General features: G+C 41.4%; 20 protein-coding genes, 1 other RNA gene and 2 pseudogenes. 1 reads left to right on the plus strand and 22 read right to left on the minus strand.

The features are described from left to right. Positions 1-8: 8 nt before the first annotated feature. From H525_RS0116490 to H525_RS0116580, 18 genes and pseudogenes are all read right to left on the minus strand, one after another. The gene (locus H525_RS0116490; protein WP_027417082.1) at positions 9-836 is read right to left on the minus strand and encodes a carbohydrate ABC transporter permease; all 828 of its coding nucleotides are present in this window, start codon (positions 834-836) and stop codon (positions 9-11) included. 18 nt (positions 837-854) lie between these two features. Beyond that, complete coding sequence (locus H525_RS0116495; protein WP_027417083.1) at positions 855-1,721, minus strand: carbohydrate ABC transporter permease; 867 nt, start codon at positions 1,719-1,721, stop codon at positions 855-857. Next, positions 1,718-2,758 carry an ABC transporter ATP-binding protein gene (locus tag H525_RS24490; protein WP_035101622.1) on the minus strand — a complete coding sequence of 347 codons (1,041 nt, stop codon included), beginning with the start codon at positions 2,756-2,758 and terminating at the stop codon, positions 1,718-1,720. Before H525_RS24490 ends, H525_RS0116495 begins: the two co-directional genes overlap by 4 nt. Before the next feature lie 11 nt (positions 2,759-2,769). Then, complete coding sequence (locus H525_RS0116505) at positions 2,770-3,069, minus strand: HAD hydrolase-like protein (RefSeq protein ID WP_027417084.1); 300 nt, start codon at positions 3,067-3,069, stop codon at positions 2,770-2,772. Positions 3,070-3,071: 2 nt separating this feature from the next. Then, positions 3,072-3,662, minus strand: coding sequence for a glycerol-3-phosphate responsive antiterminator (locus H525_RS0116510; protein WP_027417085.1), 591 nt, complete (start codon positions 3,660-3,662; stop codon positions 3,072-3,074). Between the two features lie 464 nt (positions 3,663-4,126). After that, a pseudogene (locus tag H525_RS24495) lies at positions 4,127-4,645 on the minus strand (carbohydrate ABC transporter permease); the annotation flags it as partial. Then, positions 4,548-5,240: a hypothetical protein gene (locus H525_RS0116525; protein ID WP_027417086.1), complete on the minus strand. Its 693-nt coding sequence runs from the start codon at positions 5,238-5,240 to the stop codon at positions 4,548-4,550. The gene H525_RS0116525 and the pseudogene H525_RS24495, both read right to left, overlap by 98 nt. A gap of 16 nt (positions 5,241-5,256) precedes the next feature. Then, positions 5,257-6,546, minus strand: coding sequence for an ABC transporter substrate-binding protein (locus tag H525_RS0116530; RefSeq protein WP_027417087.1), 1,290 nt, complete (start codon positions 6,544-6,546; stop codon positions 5,257-5,259). 32 nt (positions 6,547-6,578) lie between these two features. Next, positions 6,579-8,264 carry a glycoside hydrolase family 13 protein gene (locus H525_RS0116535; protein ID WP_035101624.1) on the minus strand — a complete coding sequence of 562 codons (1,686 nt, stop codon included), beginning with the start codon at positions 8,262-8,264 and terminating at the stop codon, positions 6,579-6,581. 94 nt (positions 8,265-8,358) lie between these two features. Continuing rightward, positions 8,359-8,922 (minus strand): annotated as a pseudogene (locus H525_RS26570) (alpha-amylase family glycosyl hydrolase); the annotation flags it as partial. Between the two features lie 56 nt (positions 8,923-8,978). After that, positions 8,979-9,983, minus strand: a complete 1,005-nt coding sequence (locus H525_RS0116545) for a LacI family DNA-binding transcriptional regulator (RefSeq protein WP_027417090.1) — start codon at positions 9,981-9,983, stop codon at positions 8,979-8,981. Between the two features lie 162 nt (positions 9,984-10,145). Next, positions 10,146-12,800, minus strand: a complete 2,655-nt coding sequence (locus tag H525_RS0116550) for an ABC transporter permease (protein ID WP_027417091.1) — start codon at positions 12,798-12,800, stop codon at positions 10,146-10,148. Next, on the minus strand, positions 12,797-13,471 hold the full coding sequence (locus tag H525_RS0116555; RefSeq protein WP_027417092.1) for an ABC transporter ATP-binding protein: 675 nt from the start codon (positions 13,469-13,471) through the stop codon (positions 12,797-12,799). Before H525_RS0116555 ends, H525_RS0116550 begins: the two co-directional genes overlap by 4 nt. Next, the gene (locus tag H525_RS0116560; protein WP_027417093.1) at positions 13,471-14,130 is read right to left on the minus strand and encodes an ABC transporter ATP-binding protein; all 660 of its coding nucleotides are present in this window, start codon (positions 14,128-14,130) and stop codon (positions 13,471-13,473) included. Before H525_RS0116560 ends, H525_RS0116555 begins: the two co-directional genes overlap by 1 nt. Before the next feature lies 1 nt (position 14,131). After that, positions 14,132-14,851 (minus strand): PsbP-related protein, encoded by a 720-nt coding sequence (locus H525_RS24500; protein WP_051331110.1) that lies wholly within the window; start codon positions 14,849-14,851, stop codon positions 14,132-14,134. A gap of 229 nt (positions 14,852-15,080) precedes the next feature. Then, positions 15,081-16,430, minus strand: a complete 1,350-nt coding sequence (locus H525_RS0116570) for a HAMP domain-containing sensor histidine kinase (RefSeq protein ID WP_027417094.1) — start codon at positions 16,428-16,430, stop codon at positions 15,081-15,083. Continuing rightward, positions 16,427-17,131, minus strand: coding sequence for a response regulator transcription factor (locus H525_RS0116575; RefSeq protein ID WP_027417095.1), 705 nt, complete (start codon positions 17,129-17,131; stop codon positions 16,427-16,429). Before H525_RS0116575 ends, H525_RS0116570 begins: the two co-directional genes overlap by 4 nt. A 182-nt stretch (positions 17,132-17,313) precedes the next feature. Then, positions 17,314-17,943: a polysaccharide deacetylase family protein gene (locus H525_RS0116580; protein WP_245590502.1), complete on the minus strand. Its 630-nt coding sequence runs from the start codon at positions 17,941-17,943 to the stop codon at positions 17,314-17,316. Positions 17,944-18,134: 191 nt separating this feature from the next. On the opposite strand from H525_RS0116580, the gene H525_RS0116585 reads away from it, so the two are divergent. After that, positions 18,135-19,112, plus strand: coding sequence for a glycosyltransferase (locus H525_RS0116585; RefSeq protein WP_027417097.1), 978 nt, complete (start codon positions 18,135-18,137; stop codon positions 19,110-19,112). A gap of 165 nt (positions 19,113-19,277) precedes the next feature. Here the strand turns inward: H525_RS0116585 and H525_RS0116590 are convergent, their stop codons facing one another. From H525_RS0116590 to H525_RS0116600, 4 genes are all read right to left on the minus strand, one after another. After that, complete coding sequence (locus H525_RS0116590) at positions 19,278-19,997, minus strand: YebC/PmpR family DNA-binding transcriptional regulator (protein WP_027417098.1); 720 nt, start codon at positions 19,995-19,997, stop codon at positions 19,278-19,280. Between the two features lie 422 nt (positions 19,998-20,419). Then, positions 20,420-20,783, minus strand: a transfer-messenger RNA (tmRNA) gene (ssrA, locus tag H525_RS26575). Between the two features lie 141 nt (positions 20,784-20,924). After that, positions 20,925-21,389 (minus strand): SsrA-binding protein SmpB, encoded by a 465-nt coding sequence (gene smpB / locus H525_RS0116595; RefSeq protein WP_027417099.1) that lies wholly within the window; start codon positions 21,387-21,389, stop codon positions 20,925-20,927. A 213-nt stretch (positions 21,390-21,602) separates the two neighbouring features. After that, on the minus strand, positions 21,603-23,054 hold the full coding sequence (locus H525_RS0116600) for a glycoside hydrolase family 1 protein (RefSeq protein ID WP_027417100.1): 1,452 nt from the start codon (positions 23,052-23,054) through the stop codon (positions 21,603-21,605). Positions 23,055-23,133 lie beyond the last annotated feature (79 nt).

Consider the following 23,133-nt stretch of genomic DNA (forward strand, 5'->3'; position numbering starts at 1 on the left):
AAAATTATTTATTTTACACCTGAGTAGACAAATGCCTTTATAATTTGACGTTGAGCAATGAAAAATGCCAGCAAAATAGGAACGACTAAAATCATATTCCCCGCCATTACAATATTCCAGGCTACACCCCCTTCAGATGCTTTTAACCTTGCGATTCCTACCGGCAGCGTCCGTACGGTATCCTGATTTGTCATTACTAACGTCCAGAAGTAGTCATTCCAGTGATAAATAAAGCTGAACAATCCAAACGTTACAAGAACAGGACGTGCCATCGGAACCATGATCCTCCACAGAATTCTCCACTCACTTGCCTGGTCCAGCCGCGCCGCTTCCAGAACTTCTTCAGGCACTTGCATAAAGGATTGGCGTAACATAAAGATTCCAAAAGCGCTCGCAGCATAAGGTAAAATAAGTGGAACATACGTATTAATAAATCCCCATCCGCTCATTTGTATAAAAACAGGCAAGAACGTAACTTGGGGCGGGATCATAAGCGCAATGAGCGTTAATCCAAATAAAATTTTTGAGCCCTTAAACCGAAACCTCGCAAAAGCATAAGCTGCAGGAATTCCTGTAACCAACTGCAAAATCAGAATGCCAAAAGTGACAAAAATACTATTCATGAAATAGGTCATAAACGGGCCAGCTTGCCATGCTTGGACAAAATTTTCCCAATGGAATATGTGTGGGATCCATTTCGGCGGAAATACCGTTGTCTCATCCAAACTCTTCACCGAAGTTAAGACCATCCATATAAAAGGGAAGAGAAAGATTAAAGCAACCATTGCAAAACCGACCCATTCTATACCCTTCAACGATAATCGAAGTATGCTCATCTTTTTCACCTCCCGAATTTAGCGGTAATGGACTCGTTTGGACAAAAATTTAAAGTGAAACAGCGTGACAATCGCTACCAAAAGAAGCAGTACAACACCTGCAGCCGAGGCATATCCGATTTTAAAGAAATCAAACCCATATTGATAAATGTAGTACACTAACATATTGGTGCTATTAACAGGGCCACCCTGTGTCATGATCTGTACATTATCAAACACTTGAAATGAGTTAATGGTATTGATAATAAGGAGAAAGAACAGCGTCGGAGATAGCATCGGAATGGTAATCCGTGTAAGCTTCTTCCACCAGGATGCCCGGTCAATTTGGGCAGCTTCATAAATTTCTTTCGGTATGCTTTGTAAACCCGCAATAAAAATGAGCGTATTATATCCGATATGCTTCCATACGTTCACCAATACGAGAGAATAGAGAGCTGAACCGGTATCAGCCAGCCATTTTGAAGGCGGCAGCCCTACTAAAGAGAAAAGCCAGTTCAACAACCCGTATTGCGGATCCATCAACCACATCCAGAGAAGGGAAATAGAAACCAATGATATAATATAAGGACTAAAGATAGCCCCCTGTATAAACCGGTAAATCCACTCTTTTCGATTCAACCAAATGGCACAGAGCAGGGAAAGAACGATTGAGATTACAACGGTTAAAATTGTATAAACAATCGTATTGGACAACACTTGCCAAAACTCCGGATTAAAAAACAAGTCTTTGTAATTTTGTAACCCGACAAAATTTTTTGTAGGGCTAATTAAATCCCAGGATGTAAAACTAAGATAAATCATGTAAAATATAGGGTAGATAAAGAATAGCAGGAATACGATAATCGCTGGTGAGGTAAAGAGATAAGGGAGCCATCGCCTCATCATCTTACCCCCTCCCTTAACCGAACTTCATTTTCATCAAAACTATGAAGAGAATCAAATGGCACTTCTACTTGAACACGGGTTCCATTTATCACTTGCTCCTCCTCATGGGATTTGACTGCAAATCGTCCGATGGAAGAATTAATATAATACAGGGTTTCAGATCCTAACATCTCTCTGGCTACAATGGTTCCCTGAATATAACAAGACTCTTTACTTGAGCTTGTCTCGTCACCGTAATGCAGCTTCATACTTTCCGGACGGATTCCTATTTTTGTTGTACGATTCACGCCGATGCCTAATTGATCGGCTGAGAAGATATTCATTGGCGGACTTCCAATGAATTGCGCCACAAATATATTGGCCGGTTTATGGTAAACATCCATAGGGGTAGCCGCCTGTTGAATATTCCCTTTATTCATGATGACAATTTGATCACCCAGGGACATCGCTTCCACCTGGTCATGAGTAACATAGATAAAAGTAGTCTTTAGTTTTTGATGCAGTTCCATTAATTCAAAACGCATTTGCTGACGCAGCTGCGCATCCAGGTTGGATAACGGTTCATCCATAAGAAACACTTTTGGTTTTTTTACCATGGCTCGCGCCAGTGCCACCCTTTGACGTTGCCCCCCGGACAATTCAGATGGTTTTCTGGATAAGTAGTCTGTTAGGCCAACCGTTTCAGCCATTTCTCTAACCATTTCTTCTCGTTCTGCTCTTGGAACCTTACGATTTTTCAAACCAAATTCAATATTTTCTTTGACCGTCATAGTAGGATACAAAGCATAATTCTGAAATACCATGGCAATATCCCGTTTACCCGGGTCTACCTGGTTAACCTTTTGACCATCTATGCGTATTTCCCCGCTGCTTGGATGTTCCAGCCCCGCAATCATCCGCAAGGTGGTTGATTTTCCACATCCTGACGGACCAACCAACACCGTAAAAGAACCAGAAGGAATCGTTAAATTAATCTGCGGGATAACGTCTTTTCCATTAAAAGTTTTCTTAATATCTTTTAAAACCACTTGAGACATGACGATCCACCTCATTTCTTCCATGTAAATCTTTTAAGAACGCAACAAACTCTATTTGATATTGCCTTAAATATAGGCTCTGCTGCAGGCTTTCCTTTCTTCACATCTTCAATACAGATAACTACCTGAAGTAAATCATGAATACCCGCAAGAGCCACTCCCATTTCAGCCAGTTGACGTTCTTTATTTGTCACAATCCCCATTTGATATCCCAGGTTGTGGAGTATAGTAAGTCCTTCTTTAACAAAAGGATAGGGTTTGACAAGTTGATCATGATTTTTTTTAACCTGTTCGATGTAGTCTCTGATCATACCTAGGACATACCCTGATTCAAATCAACTCCCCATAAGTCCGGATTTCCTGTCGATATGGCAATGGCGCCGTGTTTTAATGGTTCTCTCATCTCTTCGGCTGTTGATATGAGTCCACCTGTGATAATGGGAATGTCCGTTAACGCTCTAACTTTTTCAATCATTGTTGGGATGATTCCCGGCATCAGTTCGATCGCATCCGGCTGCACGGTTTCGCATGTTTCAATCCCATGCTGCAAAGCATCTGAATCGACCAGGAAAACACGTTGAATCGTCCGTAAGCCTAACTTCTTTGCTTGTTTAATGGTTGAACTCTTCGTGCTAATAATGCCTGTCGGTTTTACATAGGAAGCAATGAATTCAAGACCTTCCCGATCAACCTGAAGCCCTCCGATTTTCTCCAGGTGGAGAAAAACAAACAATCTGTTTGAAATGAATAAATCTACATATCGTTTAATGATTCCTATATTTCCAGTGAGTAAAAATACACCACTCACATTGCTTTCAATTGCCTTTTCTAAATGCTTATTAGATTTAACTGATGCAATTTTCCTGTGCGTTCTAATCTGTTGATATAATTCCTGTTGATTCACAGAAAATTCCACTCCTTCTATATGAGAAAAAATAAAGAACCTATAGTAACAGTAAAGCTGTTAAAAATTGTAAGCAACTTTAGCTGTACTATGGGTTCTCCAAATTCTCCGCCCGAAAATTTATCTACTTGTCACCTATTATATTAGTCTGGTTTTATTAAGAGAGTTTATGAAAATTATAAAAGAAGTTAGCGTTATATTAAGTAATTGTAAAACTTCTCATTCGTATTTTTTCAAAACGATCACCGCGTTGTGCCCCTCGAAAGCAGAAGTTGAAGCGGCTGATGGAAAAAAGGGAGACCCTGTCGGAAACATCAGGGCAGCTCAAAAATGGAGCTAGTCGGCAGGAAATATGTCTCCCTTTTTTCCATAGGAATATTTTTGTTCGTTGCTAAGTTCAACCGTAAACCATTAAACAACTGCAGGTAATTTCACTTCACAACCGGTTTTTCCTTCCTCATGTCCTATTCCTTCACCGCACCTGCAGTAACACCGGAGACAATACTTCGTTGAAAAAACAGTACGAGAATGATAATCGGAACCGTTACAATAATGGCGGCAGCTGATATTTCGCCCCACGGCATCGTATACTGCCCCTGGAACAATGCAATCCCAACCGGCACAGTTTTCATGCTTTCTTTCGTGTTAATCGTGAGTGCGAATAAGAATTCATTCCACGCAGCGATAAAGACAAGAATGGCGGTCGTAAACGTTCCCGGCAGGGCAAGCGGAAGAATGACTCTGCCGAATGTCTGAAGAATAGAGGCCCCATCCATCTTGGCTGCTTCCTCCATATCGTAAGGAATCTGCCGAAAAAACGTCGTCAAGTTCCAAATCGCCAGCGGCAGGGCAAATGTTGTGTAAGGAATAATTAACCCTAAATAACTATTCGTTAACCCAATGGACTGCAAAAACATGAAAATAGGCGAAATCGTCGCGATTTGCGGAAACATTGAGACCGCAAGCACAAGCCCAAGAATAACGAAACGACGAATAATGTGCAAGGCCAATGAAGTTGGGATTGATTAAAGAAACTTCTAATCCGTGAAGCAGGCCAAGGAGTTCGTGTTGATTTTTCAAACTATGCTTGCCGGATATGTTAACAAGGCTGAACTCAAGGTTCTTTATTTCACTTTTGATTTGCCCGGCTTTGACTGCGCTAATCTCCGCATATTTTACATTGTCCGGAATGACCTGGTATTCGCTCAGCATTTTTTCAACCAGCGGATACCGTGCAGCCACCTGGCTTTCGCTGTTTATTTCGTTTTTAAGCTTCTCTGCCTTTTGTTGAACAGTCTGCAGTTCCTGCCGCACCCCGGGATTTGCACTTTCTCTTTCCTTCTGTAAATCATTAAGTACGTATGGAATCGTATCTACATATTGCTCCATATCAATCCCGTAGGAACGATGAATGGCTGCTTTTGCCGGGTCGTTTAACCGGATATCATACAAGCTAATCCAAAAAGAACGAACAACCGGCCAGATTGCGATTACTAAAATAATGATAAGGGCCGGCAGAACAAATAAGTATCCCATCTGTTTTTCGGTCAGGCTGCTTCCTGAGTTCTTTTTCACCATGTTCACCCGCTTTCCATTATCCTTTCATTGCTTCTTTCATCTTAATTTCCATATTCTTTACCGATTGTTTCGGTGTTTGCTCACCGGCGAGCGCCTTCGATACTTCAATCTGAATGATGTCAGAAATCTTCGGATAGATGGGCGATACGGGACGCGGAACGGCAGCTTTAATACCCTGGACAAAGTTTTTGTTACCAAAAAGCTCGTTCTTCTTTATTGCTGCGTCATTGTACAGCGGCAAATACGTGGGTGCAGAACCTCCGTAGAGGGCCGTGATTTTCTGGCCTTCAGCCCCGGTCATAAACTTGACAAACTCCCACGCTTCCTGGGGATGTTTCGAATATTTGTTAATTCCTATCAGCCATCCGCCCAGTGCGGCTGCCGAGCCGGCATCGCCCGCAGGCAGCGGAGCTACGCCAACTTTTCCGCTAATCTTCGACTGTGCCGGATCTTGGGCCAGTTCGTACTGGTACGGCCAGTTTCGGATGAGCGGAGATTGCCCCTCAATGAAAGCGGTATGGGATTCAAGTTCGGTAAACGTCTTAATGTTGCTTGGCACATATTCGGATTGAACGATCTGGATCATCTTTTTCAATCCTTTTACCGTGTTTGGGCTATTGATGACAACATCACCTTTTTCGTCAATCACTTTGCCGCCGTAAGCATTTACGAATTCAATAAAGTTGCAGACAACCCCTTCATACTGTTTGGCCTGCATCAGATACCCGAATTTTGTCCCTTTCTCGCCCTTTGTTTTTTCGGCCATCGCAATGAGTTCATCCCATGTCTTCGGCGGCTGCTTCACAATATCTTTTCGGTAAAACAGAAGCCCCGTATCGATAAACTTAGGCATAGCCCATTGTTTTCCGTTATAATTTCCAGCGTCTACCGCACCTTGGATATAGTTGTTCATATTGATATGGTCGCGTTCAATAAAGCGGTTTAACGGCCAGATATAACCTGCCTGTGCAAATTCGGCCGGCCAGACAACATCCAGGTCGAACACATCGATTTCCGAAGATTTTGCGCTAAACATAGTGACATATTGGTCATGGCTTTGTCCGACATCAGCCGGCATTTCACGAGACTCGATCTGAATGTTCGGATGTCTGGCTTCAAACGCCGCAATCAGCTTCCTCGTACCTGGCGTTACATCTTTCCCCCGTGCATAGACAAGTTTCACTTTCTCATTCGGTTTTGCCTGCTGTGCGTTTGAAATCTGATTCTGACCTGTGCCGCAGGCAGCCAGAGAACCAGCAAGACTAAAAGCGACAGCCAAGCGTAATCCTTTTTTCCATATTTTCATTGTGAAACACTCCCCTCTTTCCGAGGAACGATTTAATTAAGCCGATAAACCAAAGCCTCATAGGGCTGTAAAATTAATGAGTGAATGGTTTCAGAGCGGTCTGTCTGATAGTTTCTAATCATTACTTGTGCTGTCGCATTGGAAAGCGAATCCGGCAGTTCAAACGGCACAGTTTCCCTGGTGAAATTCAGGATAACAAGAATGGTCTCATTTTCAAACGTTCGCGTATACGCATACACTTTTTCATTTTCTTCCGCAATCAAATCATACGTTCCGTATATAAGCGCCGGATTTTGTTTGCGCAGCGCAATCAACCTTTTATAGTAATGGAGAATGGAATCCGGATCCTGCAGCTGCTGCTGCACATTAATCTGACCATAATTGGGATTCACCTTGATCCATGGCGTGCCGCTGCTGAATCCCGCGTTCTGTGTGGCATCCCACTGCATCGGTGTGCGGGCGTTATCCCGGCCTTTTGAATAGATAGATTCCATCACATCGTGTCCGGCTTTACCTTCTTTAAGTGCTTCCCGGTAGTAGTTCAAGATTTCAACGTCCTTATAGTCGTCAATCGAGGAAAAACGAACGTTCGTCATACCGATTTCCTGCCCCTGATAAATATAAGGAGTTCCCTGAAGCATCATGAAGAATGTGGCCAGCATCTTGGCTGATTCCTTATGGTATTTGTGGTCATCGCCGAATCTGGATACAGAGCGGGGCTGATCGTGGTTTTCCAGATACAGCGAGTTCCACCCTTTTCCTTCGAGTCCTTTCTGCCATCTGGTTATCACTTTTTTTAAATCGCGGAGCCGCCAGAGCTTGAGATCCCACTTTCCGCCCGGGCCGCTGTCGATCTCCATAAGCTCGAACTGGAACACCATATTGAATTTTCCGGTCATTTCATTTACGTACTCTAAGGCATCTTCAGGAGAAACACCCGGGGTTTCACCAACCGTCATAGCTTCGTATTTGGAAAGCGCCTCGTCCTTCATCTCCTGCAGGAAGTCATGAATGCCCGGCCGGTTTAAATGATGTTCCAATGCAGGAACATAAGGTTTTCCTTCGGGATTTGCCGCGTCAGGCAGCCCCGCTGTTTTTTTAATATGGGTAATGGCGTCGATCCGGAAGCCATCAATGCCTTTCGCCAGCCACCACTTCATCACATTATAGATTTCATGGCGCACAATTGGATTTTCCCAGTTTAAATCCGGCTGCCTGGCAGAGAACAAATGCATGTAATATTCACCGGTCGTTTCATCGTATTTCCAGGCTGGACCGCTGAAAATGGATTCCCAGTTATTTGGTTCCTTCCCGTTTTTGCCGGGACGCCAAATATACCAATCCCGCTTCGGGCTGTCTTTCGAGGAACGCGATTCGATAAACCATGGATGTTCATCTGACGTATGGTTGGGCACGAGATCCATAATCAGCTTCATTCCACGTGCGTGCACGTCAGCAAGCAGTTGTTCCCAGTCCGACATCGTGCCGAATTCATCCATAATTTCCTGATAGTCACTAATATCGTAGCCATTATCATCGTTGGGAGATTGATAGACCGGCGAAAGCCAGATAACATCAATCCCGAGGCTTTTTAAATAATCGAGCTTTGATATAATTCCTTGCAGGTCGCCGATCCCGTCCCCGTTGCTGTCCATAAAGCTGCGGGGGTATATCTGATAGACAACGCTTTCTTTCCACCAGTATTTATTCACGATCATCCACCATCCTTATCTGCTAAATAAAAAATCACGAAACACAAATTTATAAAATACAAGTAACAAGGTTTTCTTTGCGAAGCTGAATTAGTTTTTCCATTTTCTCGCGATACATATTGAGCGTTTCAATGTCACGATAATCCTCGATTGAAGTAAATCGAACATTGGTCATCCCAATTTCTTCGCCCTGGTAGTTGAAAAACCATATTCAGCTCGTTGCAATTCTCACCCGTGTACTTAATTGCCTGTTCCGGACAAACGCCGGGCATTTCCCCTACCGTCATGATATCGTACCTGGATAGTACTTCCCTGTTCATCTCCTGCAGGAACTTGTGAATTCGCGGGCCGTTTGCGATATACGGAAATGGAGACCCATATGTTTTGCCTTCCGGTAGTGGAGCGTCCGGAAAACCTTCTACCTTGGAAATGAAGAGAATAAATGCAAATGGTATTCACCTGTCGTTTCATCATACTGCCAGGCGGAACCGCTAAAAAACGACTCCCAGTTATTCGGTTCTCTCCCCTCTTTTCCAGGGCGCCAGATATAGTAGTCGCGATACCGGTTATCCTTTGATGCTCTCGATTCCATAAACCAGGCATGTTCATCAGAACTATGATTCACCACAAGGTCCATGATGATTTTAAGCCCTCGCTGGTGAACTTATGATGGTGTAAGAAACACTTAAACGTAAACGTTTACGTTGAGTTCAAAAAATATTATGTTATATCTTTGACGGTTTCCCGTTCAACCACGGTGTAGGGCATAATAAGATTTTTTGCACGGCTCGGGTCTTCCATCATAGTGAGCAGCATCTGCGCTGCCTCTTTCCCCATCTCGTGCAGCGGCTGTGATACGGTCGTCAGCGGGGGAATCGCCATTTCAGCAATCTGAGTATTATCGTATCCAATAACCGATAATTCATCAGGAACGTGCACCCCGTGTTTATGGGCCGCCAGAAGGGCCCCGACCGCCATTTCATCGCTCGCAGCAAACACTGCCGTTATATTGGGGGCCTGCTCCCACAGCTGTTCCATGCCGGACAGTCCGCTTCGATACCCGAAATCCCCGTAAACAATATACGGTTCTCTTACAGGAATGTCATAATCCGTGAGTGCCTGCATATATCCCTCGACCCGCGGCCTTCCGGCAATCATGTCATCCTTTGTCCCGGCAATCATGCCAATATGCCGGTGCCCTTTTTCTATCAGAAACGTTGTGGCACTGTAGGCGGCTTTACTATCATCCACTTTTATGTAAGGCAAATCATACGGATGGGGTAAGGTAGCAACAAGAACGACAGGAATCTGCATCGCCATAAGCGCCCGGTACGGTTCCTCCTGCAAGGCACCGCTTACAAAAATAATGCCGTCTACCTGTTTTTCTCTTAACACCTGCAAGTACTTCATGATTCGTTTTCCATTTGAGTCTGTATTGCATACGATAACACTATGGTTCAAACGATTGGCTGTATACTCAATGCCATTTAGAAGTTTCGAAGAGAACATACTCGACACATCGGGAAATAAAACACCGATCGTCTGTGTACGTTTATTAATTAACCCGCGCGCGATCGCATTTGGCTGATAACCCATCTCTTCAATGACATTCATTACTTTTGTCTTTGTCTCCTCCGAGTACCCGGGTAAATTGTTTAAAATGCGGGATACTGTGGCAATCGAGACATTCGCTGCTTTTGCTACATCCTTTATGGTTGGTTTCATGTATACCTCACTGCTAACGAAAACGTTTACGTTGAGTTTAGTATAGCAATGCACTGGAAAAATAGCAATCAAAAAGTTTGGGGGCTGGTTGCGGCATGAGTCGGACACAACGAAAGCAGCTTTCCTGGATCAAATCAGGTAGCTGCTTTTGTTTTCCTTTTATTACAAGTTTCTCAACGATTGAGAGATATCCTTTCTCGAATAGTTAATCATTCCAAGTATAACTACTATCATAAAGGCAATGCCTGTCACTATTAAGATTACTAAGTATCCCCAAGGAATGTTTAAAAATTCAGGCGGTGGATCAAACACACCTTCCAGCACTTTTACTAATATTTGAGCTATCAACATCCCAAACCCTAATCCAATTACTCCTCCAACGGTTAAAATAAGCAATCCCTCACTCCAGAGAAAGGCACCTAATTGATTGCGTTTGGCGCCAATTGCAGTCAAAATGGAATAAATCCTTCTGCGTTCATTCATGCCCAATGCCAGAACTAATCCTGTTGCACCTGCAATGAATAGGATGGAAAACACGAGTTCCAGCCTTGTTAAGCCATGCAAGTTAACGGACGTCAAACTCGTACTTATCGTTTTTTGTGTTGAATTAATTTCCGTAACCTTCACACCCGGTAAATTAACAACCACTTTTTTAGCCTGTGACGCAAGCTTCTCCGGAGAGATATTGGTGTGCATTAATATTGTTTCATATGCGTTCACACCAGTTTTCTCAGCTATATAACCAGCATTCGCTACTAAAAAAGAATCCTTCGGGGCTGTTGGGAATTCACGGACGATTCCAACAAAGTGAAATGGAATCACATGATATTGATGGTCTTTACCCTGTAAACGAAGATTTATTTGATCTCCTGGCTGTAATTGATAATCTGTCGCGGTTTCTGCTGATACAAAAATTCCATCTTTTTGTTGGGATAACTTAGATAAAGATGCCCTTGCATCCCCGTTTTCGAAATAAGCATTTGAAATATGTGTTGCTTGGCCAATATGCTGTGCGTCTATTCCAAATAAATCCTGCAAATCATTCCCAACATACGCAAAACGATGCTGCATTGGTTGAATGTCTACGACTCCGTTTAATTTACTTAATTCCTGAAGCTTGCTCGCTGGATTTGCTGCAGTTGAACCTGATACTGTTACATCCGCTCCATTAGTTAACTGTGCATCCACTAATCCTTGTGCATTGTAAGAAGTATTAAATACAGCTGTTGAAGTAGCAAAAGAAAAGGATAAGGAAACTAAAATAATTCCTCGCACTAATAGCTTTCTCTGTCTACTAAAAGAGCTGGATACTACATGAGATAAATTGTGGGCGACTGGTCGAAAAATCTTTGACAAGATATTCTTTCCCTTATCTAACGCAATGGATAGCAGTCTCATAAAGAGAAGAGTGCCACCCAGCCATAGACAAAACGGTGCAATAAATGCCTCATAATGAACAGAAGTTTGAGCTACTCCTTCGGGTGCCAGTACGAGTTTATAGCCTGTATTTGCGGAATTCACAAAGGATACAGCAGAGATAACCAAAAGGATAATATCTAAATAGATACGTCTCCATAGCGGTTTTCTTTTCCTCCCAATGATTGCTTTTGCAGAATCGACTGTTGAATATCTGGCATCTTTCCATGCTGGCAATAAAACTGAGAAGATAGAAAGAAAAAATCCAGATATGGCGGCCAAAGAAACCCAGATGATAGTGGAAGTATTAAAAATCAAGCTTGCACCTGTAATAAATTTGGAAGCAAAAACAGACAGAAGTAATCCCGCTATCACTCCAAATATTCCAACCAACAGAGCTTCTACCGTGGCGAAATTCAATACTTGCGCTATAGAAGCTCCACGTGTTCGAAGAAGTGCCTGTTGTTCACGCCTTAACTGTGATCCAGAAGCAGCGATTGAAACCGTAAGTAATGCAGCTAAAATAGCACCGGGAAGACCTAAGAATAAAAATAGAATTCTTGCATATAAACTATCTTCCCTTACTCCACCTAACCTTGCAGCAAGATTGTTCCCTACTATTCCACTGCCTGACATCAAGGCCTCTACATGGTTGGCCAATTGCTGGACATATACATAAGCCGAACTTGGGTCATGCGGCAGCTGATGAGAGATGTTTAAGTGAAGCTCCGTTTTCACAGAATCCGGGTGTCCACTCATTTGTGCATCAAAAATTTGATGCCACTTTGAACTTGGCAATAATAGAACATTATCCGGTGGTGCCTGTGGCGCCGCATTTGCAGGTACGCCCACTGCCTGAAAAAGTGAATCGGCATTAGGGAGATCAACAACACCGTCAATCTTTACTTTTACTGGTGGCAATCCGACGCGCTTAATAGTCACTTGATCGCCAACGGAAACGTGTAAATTTGCTGCCGTTTGTTGTGCTATTAACACGCCGTCCGTTGAACCCAGTAAATATCGGATTTGTGAAGGAAAAAGGCGGGCGTACTGTTGTGAAACTCCAACTACCTGTCCTGCACCAGTTGTCTGTGTTGTCCCAGCCGCTGTAGCAGAAAAACCTGTGGTATCTGCATAAACAACCTCTGACAGAGAATGGTATGAGGTCGTATCCTGAACGGCTTTAATAACCTTCTGTCGGTCTGAAGGATGGGAAAGTAAAATTTGCCAATCAACGGGTACATCTTTCACCGCTCTTGCCGTCATAATGGAATCGCTTGCTGAGATAAAGGCACCCAAGGATGCTAATAGAGCCACTGTCAATGCGACTCCTACTATTGCCCCCCACATTCGGACACTGTTACGTAACAATAATCCCTTTATCCATATTAAATAATTCAAATGTCTTCCTCCTCCAGTCTGCCTCGATGCATGTGCCATTTCGAATCAAATCGTTTAGCAACCTCACTATCATGTGTAGCGACAACGATAGCTGCTCCGCTTTCATTTATATTTGATAAAAGAGTATCCATCATAAAATTTGCTGTTGGATGGTCGAGTTGTCCCGTTGGCTCATCTGCCAGTATTAGTTTTGGTTTACCCGCCAACGCTCTTGCGACAGCTACTCTTTGTGCTTGTCCTCCTGACAGTTCCTCGGGCAATTTATTGGCAAGGCGATGCATTTCCAATCGTTCCAAAGCATTCATCGCTTCAGCTCTTGCCTTATTTGCCTCTACATTGTTTAACAAAAGCGGGATTTCCACATTTTCTATAACTGAGAGTGGCGCTAGTAAACTAGGCATTTGAAAAATAAAACTTATATGGACAGGCCGAAGAACGTTTCTTTCTCCTAAAAGTGGCCACGTAATCGAACCTTTCGTAGGTATTTCAAGCCCCCCTAAAATTTGCAGAAGTGTCGACTTTCCACTACCCGATGGGCCAACCAGTGCAATTTTATCTCCAGGTTTGATTTTACAAGTAGCCGATTCAAGTGCGACCACATCAGTTTGTCCATTTCTATATGAACAGCCAATATTTGTTGCATCCACAAGTAATTGCTGGGAAATCACCATCACTCTACAATCCTTCCATCATTTAAATGTACGATTCGATCTGCACGGCTACCTAACATACTACTATGTGTGGCAATCAGTACAGCACCGCCTTTTGTCCGCTGCTGGTCAAATAAATCTAAAATACGCTTTTCAGTTTCCTCATCCACTTCTCCAGTTGGTTCGTCTGCCAGCAAGATTGAAGGTTCCTTTGATAATGCGACAGCTAATCCAACACGTGCTGCTTCTCCACCTGACAATTGAGAGGGATATGCCTTTTTCCGATGACTGAGTCCCACCATATCGATTAATTGATTTAAGTGTTCCTTATTATACTTGTTTGCCAGCCTCATCTGGAGCAATATATTTCCCTCAACAGTAAGATGATTTAACAAATTTCCTGATTGTTTCAAAATACCTATATGCTTTGCCCGCATTGCTGCACGCTCTGTTTCCGGCCGACGGGTTATTCGCTGCCCGTGCAACTCCACGTAACCCCCATCCGGTTCATCCAAACCAACAAGGCATGACAATAGTGTTGATTTTCCACTACCTGATGGTCCCATCAACGCAACCATTTCCCCCGATTTGATCTCAATGCTTACACCCTTTAACGCAAGTGTTTCATCTTCTTCTGAATGATAAAATTTATAAATATCATTCGCACGCAGGACCGTCATTTTATTTCCACCTCCAGCTCTCGGATATTTTTTTCCATTGATCAACGTTGTCTGAACCCAGTGGCGCCCACACAGTAAGGGAGCCTATCTTTCCATTTTTGTTGAAATAGAAGGTTTCATTTTCTAATCGAATTTGTTTGTTAGTTACAGGATTTGGGTCAGAGTTCGAATTATATTTCACTACTACGGATTTTCCACCAGGTAGAGTAACCTCTTTTATTTCGACTATTTTAATTGCGCGGCCATTCGCGATCAAATCTTTTACCTGATTATTCTTAATATTATCTAATGTGAAAGGCCTGGCATCTGTGCCAATCGTTGTTTTTACTCCGTCAAACTTATCTACAAAACGAGCATCAGCCCCGTTTTCTGTTCTGGACCAGCCCTCAGGTACTGCAATAGAATAACCACCCTGATTAGAGGTATAATTTACGAATGCCTGCGAATCAGGAATATCACCTACAGGATTTTTTTCTGGTGGTAGAGGTTTTTCATTACTTTTCACTGGATTCTCCTGATTGGTTGCTTTTTCGGATTTTGGCGAACCCCCATTATCCGATGATGATGTTGTGCTTGACTGGTTAGAATTAGTAGTCGACACCTGGTTTGTATGCGTACTATTATCGGTACTAGAGGTGGTTGAAAGCTGCTTACTTCCGCAACCTGCTAATAGAAAAATTAAAATTAGTGCCAGGGCTGTTATTCCCATCTTCATTTTCATCTTCATTTCCTCCCTATATGTTTATTCTAATTACAAACTTGATTATGGATTTTTCATATAAAAAAACGGTAGTATGAATATGAAAAAACAATGAAAATTAAAAAAGAGATTTTCATAATAGTAAATAGATAGAAACGTCTGCATTTAAACTAAAAAACACAGTGCCATTTTAGACACTATGTTTTTTAGGAATACATTATATTTGCTGCATATAAAAAGATTACCAGTTTCATTTTCTAGGTAACTTGATTACAACCTCGGTGCCAATTCCTTCTTTTGATAAAACATGAATAGCACCTCCATGCTGAATAACAATGGATTTCGCAATAGATAGGCCGAGTCCTGTTCCTCCGGTTTTGCGCGCACGGGATTTATCTACTCGATAAAACCTGTCGAAAATAAGATCTATCTCTTCTTCTGGTATACCAATTCCATAATCTTTTACTTTAATAAACGTTTGTTCAGGATTTTGATTCAAATGAATTTCCACAGCTTGTTTGCTGTATTTAAGAGAATTATCTACTAAAATAAGCAGCAGTTGTTTTATTTTTAAGGAGTCTCCAACTATAAACATTGGATTCGAGATAGAAATTATTTTTATTGACCGATGATACAATTTCCTTAGTAATTTTCCGACATTTTCACATAAACCAACGAGGTCAAACTCCTGTATTGTAAGGTTATCTTCCTTTTCCGACGAAGCTAAATCTAACAATTGTTGAGTTATCTTTTTCATGTGAAGCGCTTCTTCATGAATAGACGTAATGGCTTCTTTTTGAATTTCAGCGTCGTTCATTCCCCATCTTTTTAACATGTTCGCATAACTTTCTATAATGGTTAATGGCGTTTTCAATTCATGGGAGGCATCGGAAACAAACTGCCGCTGCTTCATAAAATCCGTCTCTAACCGTTCAATCATATGATTAAATGTAGAAATTACCTGATATATTTCATCTTTCGGCTTATCTTCCACTGGAATTTTCTTGAATGTTAAACTTGTATCAATTTCTTTCATCGTATGAATCATGTTAGAAAGTGGGCGTAACATCATCCTGGACAGCAACATCCCACTAACAATAGTAAGAAGAACAGCACCTAACGAAGAAAAAAGCAAAACAGAAATGAGCGTATTTATATTCCCTTCTAAGGAAACAAGCTTCTCCCCCATTTCTAACGTTCCTATAACAGTCCCTTCTACTCGTATCGGGGAACGTACGATAAGGATTTTATGTCCATTAACAGAATATAAATCCGAGTTAGATGCTTGCGTTAATTTTTGCTTAATTTTTATAGCATCTGGATCATCTGTGATTTGATTAACGATGTTAAAATCTTTATCTACTACCCGAATCATGGAATTGTCCGGTAAGAATTTTTGAAGGACATTTTCTTTATGTTGTGTCAGTAAATCACTTACACTTACATTCTCTACAATATTATCTGCCTTGGAAAAGAGCATCTCTTTTTCATTTGCTGTCGTTATTTTTATAAATAAAAAATAGATAATAAAATTAACAAGTAGTAGAATACAAATAACCCAAATAGAAGTGAACAGAGATATTTTAAATTTAAAACTCATTGTTCACTCTCCCGAATACAGTAACCAACACCACGAATCGTTTGTATATAATGAGTGTTAAACTTATAGTCTATTTTTTTTCGCAAATATCGAATATAGACATCTACTACATTTGTTTCGCCAATATAATTAAAACCCCATACGTGATTAATGATTTGCTCCCTATCTAAAACCATATTCTTGTTTTTCATTAAAAAAATAAGCAAATCAAACTCTTTAGGAGTAAGATCAATTTTCACACCTTCACGTTCCACTTCTCTAGTCAACGTATGAACTACGAGCGAGTCGTTTCTCATAATAGGAGGGTATGTTTCTTTTATACCTTCATTAACAAGTAGGCGATTCCGGATACAAGCACGAATTCTCGCTAACAATTCTTCAATATCAAATGGCTTCGTAATATAATCATTTGCTCCTTGGTCTAACCCACTTACCTTATCTGGAATGGTATCTCTTGCCGTTAAAAAAATAACCGGAGTCAAGGAATCAATCTTACGTAATCTTCTTAATACCTCCGTGCCACTAAGCTCTGGAAGCATGATATCCAGTAAAATTAAATCCCAAGATTGCTCAAGTGCTAAATCCAAACCTTTTCTCCCCGTATTGGCCTTTTCTACATAATATCCTTCATAGCTTAATTCCAACTGCAACAATCTGCTTATTTTCTCTTCATCTTCAACAATTAGGATGCGTTCACTCATTTTTTCACCTTCCAACAATAAAAAATTCCCTCAAGTTGGAGTAAAAGACCGTTGTAACAAACGGGCTTTTTAGCACTGTCAACCATAAAGGAATAATATCATACTTTTTTGGGACCAGCCTTATGTCTTGACACTTTCTGAGTTTTCAAGTTATCCAAAGCAGATACAAAATTCGGGAATATTTATTTATATGGCGATATCTTTAATAATTCAGTAATCGTAACGAGCCGGTATCCTTCTCTACGTAATGTCTCAATCACGACCGGGAGAGCTCTTACAGTATCTTCCAAACTTTCACCTCGTCCCCCCGCACTATGCTGTAAAACAATTGCACCCGGCCTAATATTGTACAGAATGTTATGCGCTACTTGTCTGGCAGTGAGTCCATCCCAATCAAGGCTGTCCACGTCCCAGTATATAATCCTATAATTTAGTTTGATGGCTTCTCTGATGATTTCTTCGTTTAGTGCGCCATAAGGCGGCCGTAAAAAACGCGTTCTTACTCCAATAATTCGATGGATTTCATCTTCACATCTCTTAATTTGGTTGATGACCTCTTTTATTGGGATTTTGGTTAAATTAGGGTGATCCCAGCTATGATTGCCAATGATATGTTTTTCCTGAAACATCCGCCTTAAGACCTGAGGATTTGCTGCAGCCCTCTTACCTACACACATAAAGGTAGCTTTAACATTATGCTTCCTCAGGACGTCCAAAACGAGCGGCGTCCAAGTATCGTCAGGACCATCGTCGAAAGTTAAAGCTATTTCCTTTCTAGGTGGACCATTAAGGATTACTTCACCGGGGAACAAGCTGGACCAGTCAATATGGTGGGTATGAGGCGGACGTTCAGAGGCTCTTTCCGGCCCATCATTTAACGGAATCTGTTGTAGGGGCAGTTCAGATGTTAAAAGTTTTCCATATCATATTCTAAATTTGTTATCTTACTTCCATTACATTATGATTTATATAGTATTGATTCTACTCCATATAGGTGATTGCTGTGCATGTTTTATTTTTCGCTCCCTATTTTAACCAGCCCAGAGGAAACTCAACAACGATTAAACGACTTGTTCATTTTCTACAGCAGCAAAATATCAGTACATCTGTTATTCCTTACTTAGAGGATGATCATTGGCATTATCCCGATGCCGATATTTTCCATATTTTACACGCTACCCGATTTATACAGTGGGCAAAAGAAAACCGCATCATCTTAAATCGTCCTTATCTTGTTACGATGGGGGGGACGGATATTAATATTGATTTACAGGCAAGCATGGATGATGAAATGTTTTCCTTCTTAAATAATGCAGCTTATATTACCGTTTTTACAGAGGATGCAAAGGAGAAGGTAAAAAAATTATTCCCAAAATGGATGGATAAAACTTTTGTTATCCCTCAGGGTATTTGGCTGCCCTGGAGTATATCAGCAAGAAAAGAAGAAATGGTCCCCCGTATTCTTCTCCCTGCCGGTTTACGTCCGGTCAAAGATGTTTTGCATGTTCTTCCGGCACTTGATGAGCTAATTCATAAGTATCCTAACATGAATTTTATTATTCTTGGTGCAAATTTGGATGAGGATGTCTATAAGCAGGTACAAAGAAAGACAGAGCAGCGTCATTGGATGAAGTATGCCGGCGTTGTTCCTTATGAGGTTATGAAATTATGGTACGAACAAGCCGACATTGTGATTAACACTTCGATATCTGAAGGTCAGTCACTTGCGATTATGGAAGCAATGGCGATGGGCCGACCTGTTATCGCACGAAAAAATGAAGCCAATATACAGTTAATTCGCCATGAACAAACAGGTTGGCTTTATGAAACAATGAATGGGTTTACAGAGGCCGTTCATTCAATTGTGAAAAACGTCTCCTTACGGGAGAAGGTTGTTAAGCAAGCAAAGGAATGGATTGCTGAACACAGTTCACCGGCGAAGGAGGCCCTTGCTTATATAACCCTGTATAAACAATTGTGAAACTGGATATTTTGTTTTCGTATACCCCAAAACGTGCACGAACATTCAATTCAATAAGAGTTTTTCCAAGACGAATGAGGAATTGATGCAAAAGATAGCACACAAGAAATTGTGACAATAAGCAGACCTTTTGTTACATAACAAAGGTCTGCTTTCTTGTATGTATTATTCACCCAAATCCACGTTGTGATACACTTGTCGAACATCTTCTAAATCTTCTAGCGCATCAATCAATTTTTCAAATTGTGCTTGTGCGTCTTCTGGAAGTGTTACATCATTTTGCGCTAGCATTGTTAGTTCTGCAACTGTAAATTCAGTTATTCCAGCATTCTTCAATGCTTCTTGCACTGCATGGAACTGGTCAGGTTCGGCATAAACGATAACCGCTTCATCTTCTTCTAAAATGTCACGTGCGTCTACATCTGCTTCCATTAATATTTCAAGCACTTCATCTGCTGTTTTACCTTCAAGACCGATGACAGCCGTTGCATCAAACATATAGGCTACAGATCCAGTTACTCCCATGTTACCGCCGTTTTTACTAAATGCAGCACGCACATCGGATGCAGTACGGTTCACGTTATTTGTCAGTGCATCTACGATTACCATTGATCCATTTGGTCCGAAGCCTTCATAACGAAGTTCGTCATAGCTTTCTTCTGAACCGCCTTTCGCTTTTTCAATCGCACGGTCAATAATCGCTTTCGGTACACTGTACGTTTTTGCACGCTCAAGTACGACTTTTAAAGCCCGATTTGATTCTGGGTCAGGTTCACCCTGCTTTGCTGCTACATAAATTTCTTTTCCAAATTTTGCAAATATACGACTCGTATTTGCATCTTTTGACGCTTTTTTTTCCTTAATATTGTTCCACTTACGGCCCATATGTTCCACTCTCTTTCAACTTCACAAAAATTATTAATTATGAAATATGCTGCTTCTTCAACACTTGTCAGAATACCTGTAAGGCGTTACCATTTCATATTACTGACAAACAATGCTAATTGAAGACGATTCATTCATTAGATTATATTATACCTTAATTGCATACTTAGTTACGAGTTTAATCACATAACAAAAAGCAATCCTTCTTAATGAAGAATCGCCCCCGATCGTTAAAAAGGAAGTTTTTTTACCTTTTGGCCCGTACCTAAAATAAAAAAGATCGAATAAAAAAGTCGATCTCTTTGTTTATAGACATTTTAAAATGGATTATTACCGCGAGTATTTTGAAGCATATGCTTCTTGCCGCAACGGCAAACTTTTGGTTCAATTCTCAAACAAAATTAGGTACTCCACTATGTATTTGGTGGAGGCGGTGGGAATCGAACCCACGTCCGAAGACTCCGACACATAAGCTTCTCCGAGCGCAGTCACCTGTGGTTATTTCGCCTATCTGGCTGCCAGGTAACCCACTACCTGATAGGCTAGTCTGATTAATCTCTTCCCTTAGCTCCAGACGGAAGCCTTAGGCGTAGTCCACTAAAGGGTGAGTCCTATTCCCGCCACATGGACGATGGAGAGAGAGGACCGCTACTGCTTATTAGGCAGCTAAAGCGAAGTTGTTTTGTTCTTTAGCGTTTATATTTACGCTTGCGTTGTTTACGGAATCGCAACCCACCGGCTCGCTACTCATGCTCGAACCATCCCCGTCGAATCCAGAACGCCCCCGTATAATAAGGGTCGCTCCTGGGAAAAAGAGCAATTGCAACTTATGAAGTTGTATATAAAGTATATCACACAATGATATATAGTGCAACTTACGTATAATGGTATATGCCACTACATGAACCATGTTTTATTCGGATCATTTTATCTATTCCGCTCCCGCAGCGCGCGTTGAATTTCCCGTTGCGCATCCTTCTGCTTCAATGTTTCGCGCTTATCATAATTTTTCTTACCCTTGGCAAGACCGATTTCCACTTTGCAGAATCCACCTTTTAAATACAGCCGGAGAGGAATTAAAGAATAGCCGCTTACTTTTGTATGTCCGATCAGTTTATTAATCTCACTGCGGTGCATCAGCAGCTTGCGGGTACGGAGCGGTTCATGATTGTAGCGGTTTCCCTGCTCATAAGGGCTCACATGCATATTGTAAAGGTAGGCCTCCCCATCCCGAATCCTGGCGAAGCTGTCTTTGAGGTTTGCCCGCCCTGCCCGAATCGATTTAATTTCTGTTCCCGTCAGGACGATGCCCGCTTCATATGTCTCCTCGATAAAGTAGTCATGCCTTGCTTTTTTGTTTTGGGCGACCACCTTGATTGCGTCTTTACTCATAACCTTCTCCTTCAATCCAACGTATTATTCATATTACCACAGATTGGCCAGACAAAAAAGGCACGGCGATTGCGTGCCATCGATATCAAAAAAAATGTTGCAGTCGGTCGGTTTGGGACTCGGGTCTTCTCCACCAAAAAAGTAACGACCTGTGATCTGCTGATTTAATTATAATTAGCAGGTCACAGGCCGAAACATTTTCATTCAATTTCATTACCAAAGGGAAACGGAAGGGGACGAGTCCTTACTAAGAATCCCTAGATTATTTCCGTTTGTTTCGATTACTTCTTTATACCAATAAAAGCTTTTCTTCTTTATACGACGAAGATCTTTCAAGTCAAATTCATCGCGATTAACATAGATGAAGCCGTAACGTTTGCTGATTCCTTGGTGTGTGCTCACGAGGTCAATCGCTGACCAAGGGCAATAACCAATCAGATTAACGCCATCTGTAATGGCTAGTTGGCATTGTTCAATATGTTTTCTTAGGTAATTTATTCGATAATCGTCGTTAATGACATCCCCTTCTTCTAATTTGTCAAAAGCACCTAAACCATTTTCCGTTACAAGTAATGGTAGATTATAGCGTTCATATATTTCACGTAATGTAATACGGAAACCTACCGGATCAATTTCCCAACCAAACTCTGTTGTCTCTAGATATTTATTGGAGTGACCTTTATAAACCCCCGGCTCCCCAATCTGAAGATGTTCGTCTCCTGTACTATGAACATCAGCCGCATCGTTTTTACTTTGCTCCACGGTTAATGTGTTGTAATAATTAAATGCAATTAAGTCCGGCTTCGCACTCGCTAAAACGTCCATATCTCCTTCTTCTATCCGAGGCGTATAACTTTTCTCTTCAAAATAGCTCCACACGACACTATTGTAGCGCCCAAAACATGCCATATCTAAATAGAGCCAGTTACGAATCGAATTGAAATTCTGAGCAGCTAGAACATCTTCTGGTTTACAACTTGCTGGATACACGTATTGAATATTGGGTGCTGGGCCGATTTTCGCATGGGGTAACATTTTATGGCACAAATTCATTGCTTTTGCTTGGGCTAATAACATGTGATGATTTTGTTGATAAAGTTCTTTTTCTGGATTTTCCATATCCGGATCAACGGAACCAATAGCTTTCCCGTGGAGTATGAGCGTATTTTGTTCGTTAATTGTTAACCAGTATTTCACACGATCTCCAAAATGTTCAAATAATGTTTTCGCATAGTTTTCAAAAGCATCAATAGTTTCTCGATTCGACCATCCGCCTTTTTCTTCTAACGCATAAGGTAAGTCGAAATGATACATGGTGACAACAGGTTCAATGCCTTTAGCAACCAATTCATTAATCAGATGATTATAAAATTCAATGCCTTTTGGGTTCACTTCGCCTGTTCCATTTGGATAAATGCGTGTCCAAGCAATGGAGAAACGATAGGCTTTGAATCCCATTTCAGCCATTAAAGCAACATCCTCTTTATAATGGTGATAATGGTCACTTGCTACTTTAAAATCCGTTACCTCTTCCGGGTGTTTTCCCAAGTCCATTACAGAAGGTCCTTTACCATCCTCATTCCAAGCACCTTCTACTTGATAAGCGGATGTAGAAGCTCCCCATAAAAAGTCCTGTGGAAATGGTGTTAACTTTTGGTGTTTCATTGATTTCACTCCTTCATAGATTAAGATACCTGCTTTGATTCGATAACCTGTCCCTAAGGGGCTGCTCCAAATAATGGAC

Origin of the sequence: Aneurinibacillus terranovensis DSM 18919, assembly GCF_000430625.1 — a bacterium.
Classification (GTDB): domain Bacteria; phylum Bacillota; class Bacilli; order Aneurinibacillales; family Aneurinibacillaceae; genus Aneurinibacillus_B; species Aneurinibacillus_B terranovensis.

Bases quoted from the DNA above. Each gene is read 5' to 3' on its own strand.
- H525_RS0116495 (WP_027417083.1), bottom strand. From the start codon at position 1,721: ATGATGAGGCGATGGCTCCCTTATCTCTTTACCTCACCAGCGATTATC.
- H525_RS24500 (WP_051331110.1), bottom strand. From the start codon at position 14,851: ATGAAAATGAAGATGGGAATAACAGCCCTGGCACTAATTTTAATTTTT.
- H525_RS0116490 (WP_027417082.1), bottom strand. From the start codon at position 836: ATGAGCATACTTCGATTATCGTTGAAGGGTATAGAATGGGTCGGTTTT.
- H525_RS0116590 (WP_027417098.1), bottom strand. From the start codon at position 19,997: ATGGGCCGTAAGTGGAACAATATTAAGGAAAAAAAAGCGTCAAAAGAT.
- smpB (WP_027417099.1), bottom strand. From the start codon at position 21,389: ATGAGTAAAGACGCAATCAAGGTGGTCGCCCAAAACAAAAAAGCAAGG.
- H525_RS0116535 (WP_035101624.1), bottom strand. From the start codon at position 8,264: ATGATCGTGAATAAATACTGGTGGAAAGAAAGCGTTGTCTATCAGATA.
- H525_RS0116545 (WP_027417090.1), bottom strand. From the start codon at position 9,983: ATGAAACCAACCATAAAGGATGTAGCAAAAGCAGCGAATGTCTCGATT.
- H525_RS0116505 (WP_027417084.1), bottom strand. From the start codon at position 3,069: ATGATCAGAGACTACATCGAACAGGTTAAAAAAAATCATGATCAACTT.
- H525_RS0116575 (WP_027417095.1), bottom strand. From the start codon at position 17,131: ATGAGTGAACGCATCCTAATTGTTGAAGATGAAGAGAAAATAAGCAGA.
- H525_RS0116600 (WP_027417100.1), bottom strand. From the start codon at position 23,054: ATGAAACACCAAAAGTTAACACCATTTCCACAGGACTTTTTATGGGGA.
- H525_RS0116525 (WP_027417086.1), bottom strand. From the start codon at position 5,240: ATGGTGAAAAAGAACTCAGGAAGCAGCCTGACCGAAAAACAGATGGGA.
- H525_RS0116555 (WP_027417092.1), bottom strand. From the start codon at position 13,471: ATGGTGATTTCCCAGCAATTACTTGTGGATGCAACAAATATTGGCTGT.
- H525_RS24490 (WP_035101622.1), bottom strand. From the start codon at position 2,758: ATGTCTCAAGTGGTTTTAAAAGATATTAAGAAAACTTTTAATGGAAAA.
- H525_RS0116530 (WP_027417087.1), bottom strand. From the start codon at position 6,546: ATGAAAATATGGAAAAAAGGATTACGCTTGGCTGTCGCTTTTAGTCTT.
- H525_RS0116570 (WP_027417094.1), bottom strand. From the start codon at position 16,430: ATGAGTTTTAAATTTAAAATATCTCTGTTCACTTCTATTTGGGTTATT.
- H525_RS0116560 (WP_027417093.1), bottom strand. From the start codon at position 14,130: ATGACGGTCCTGCGTGCGAATGATATTTATAAATTTTATCATTCAGAA.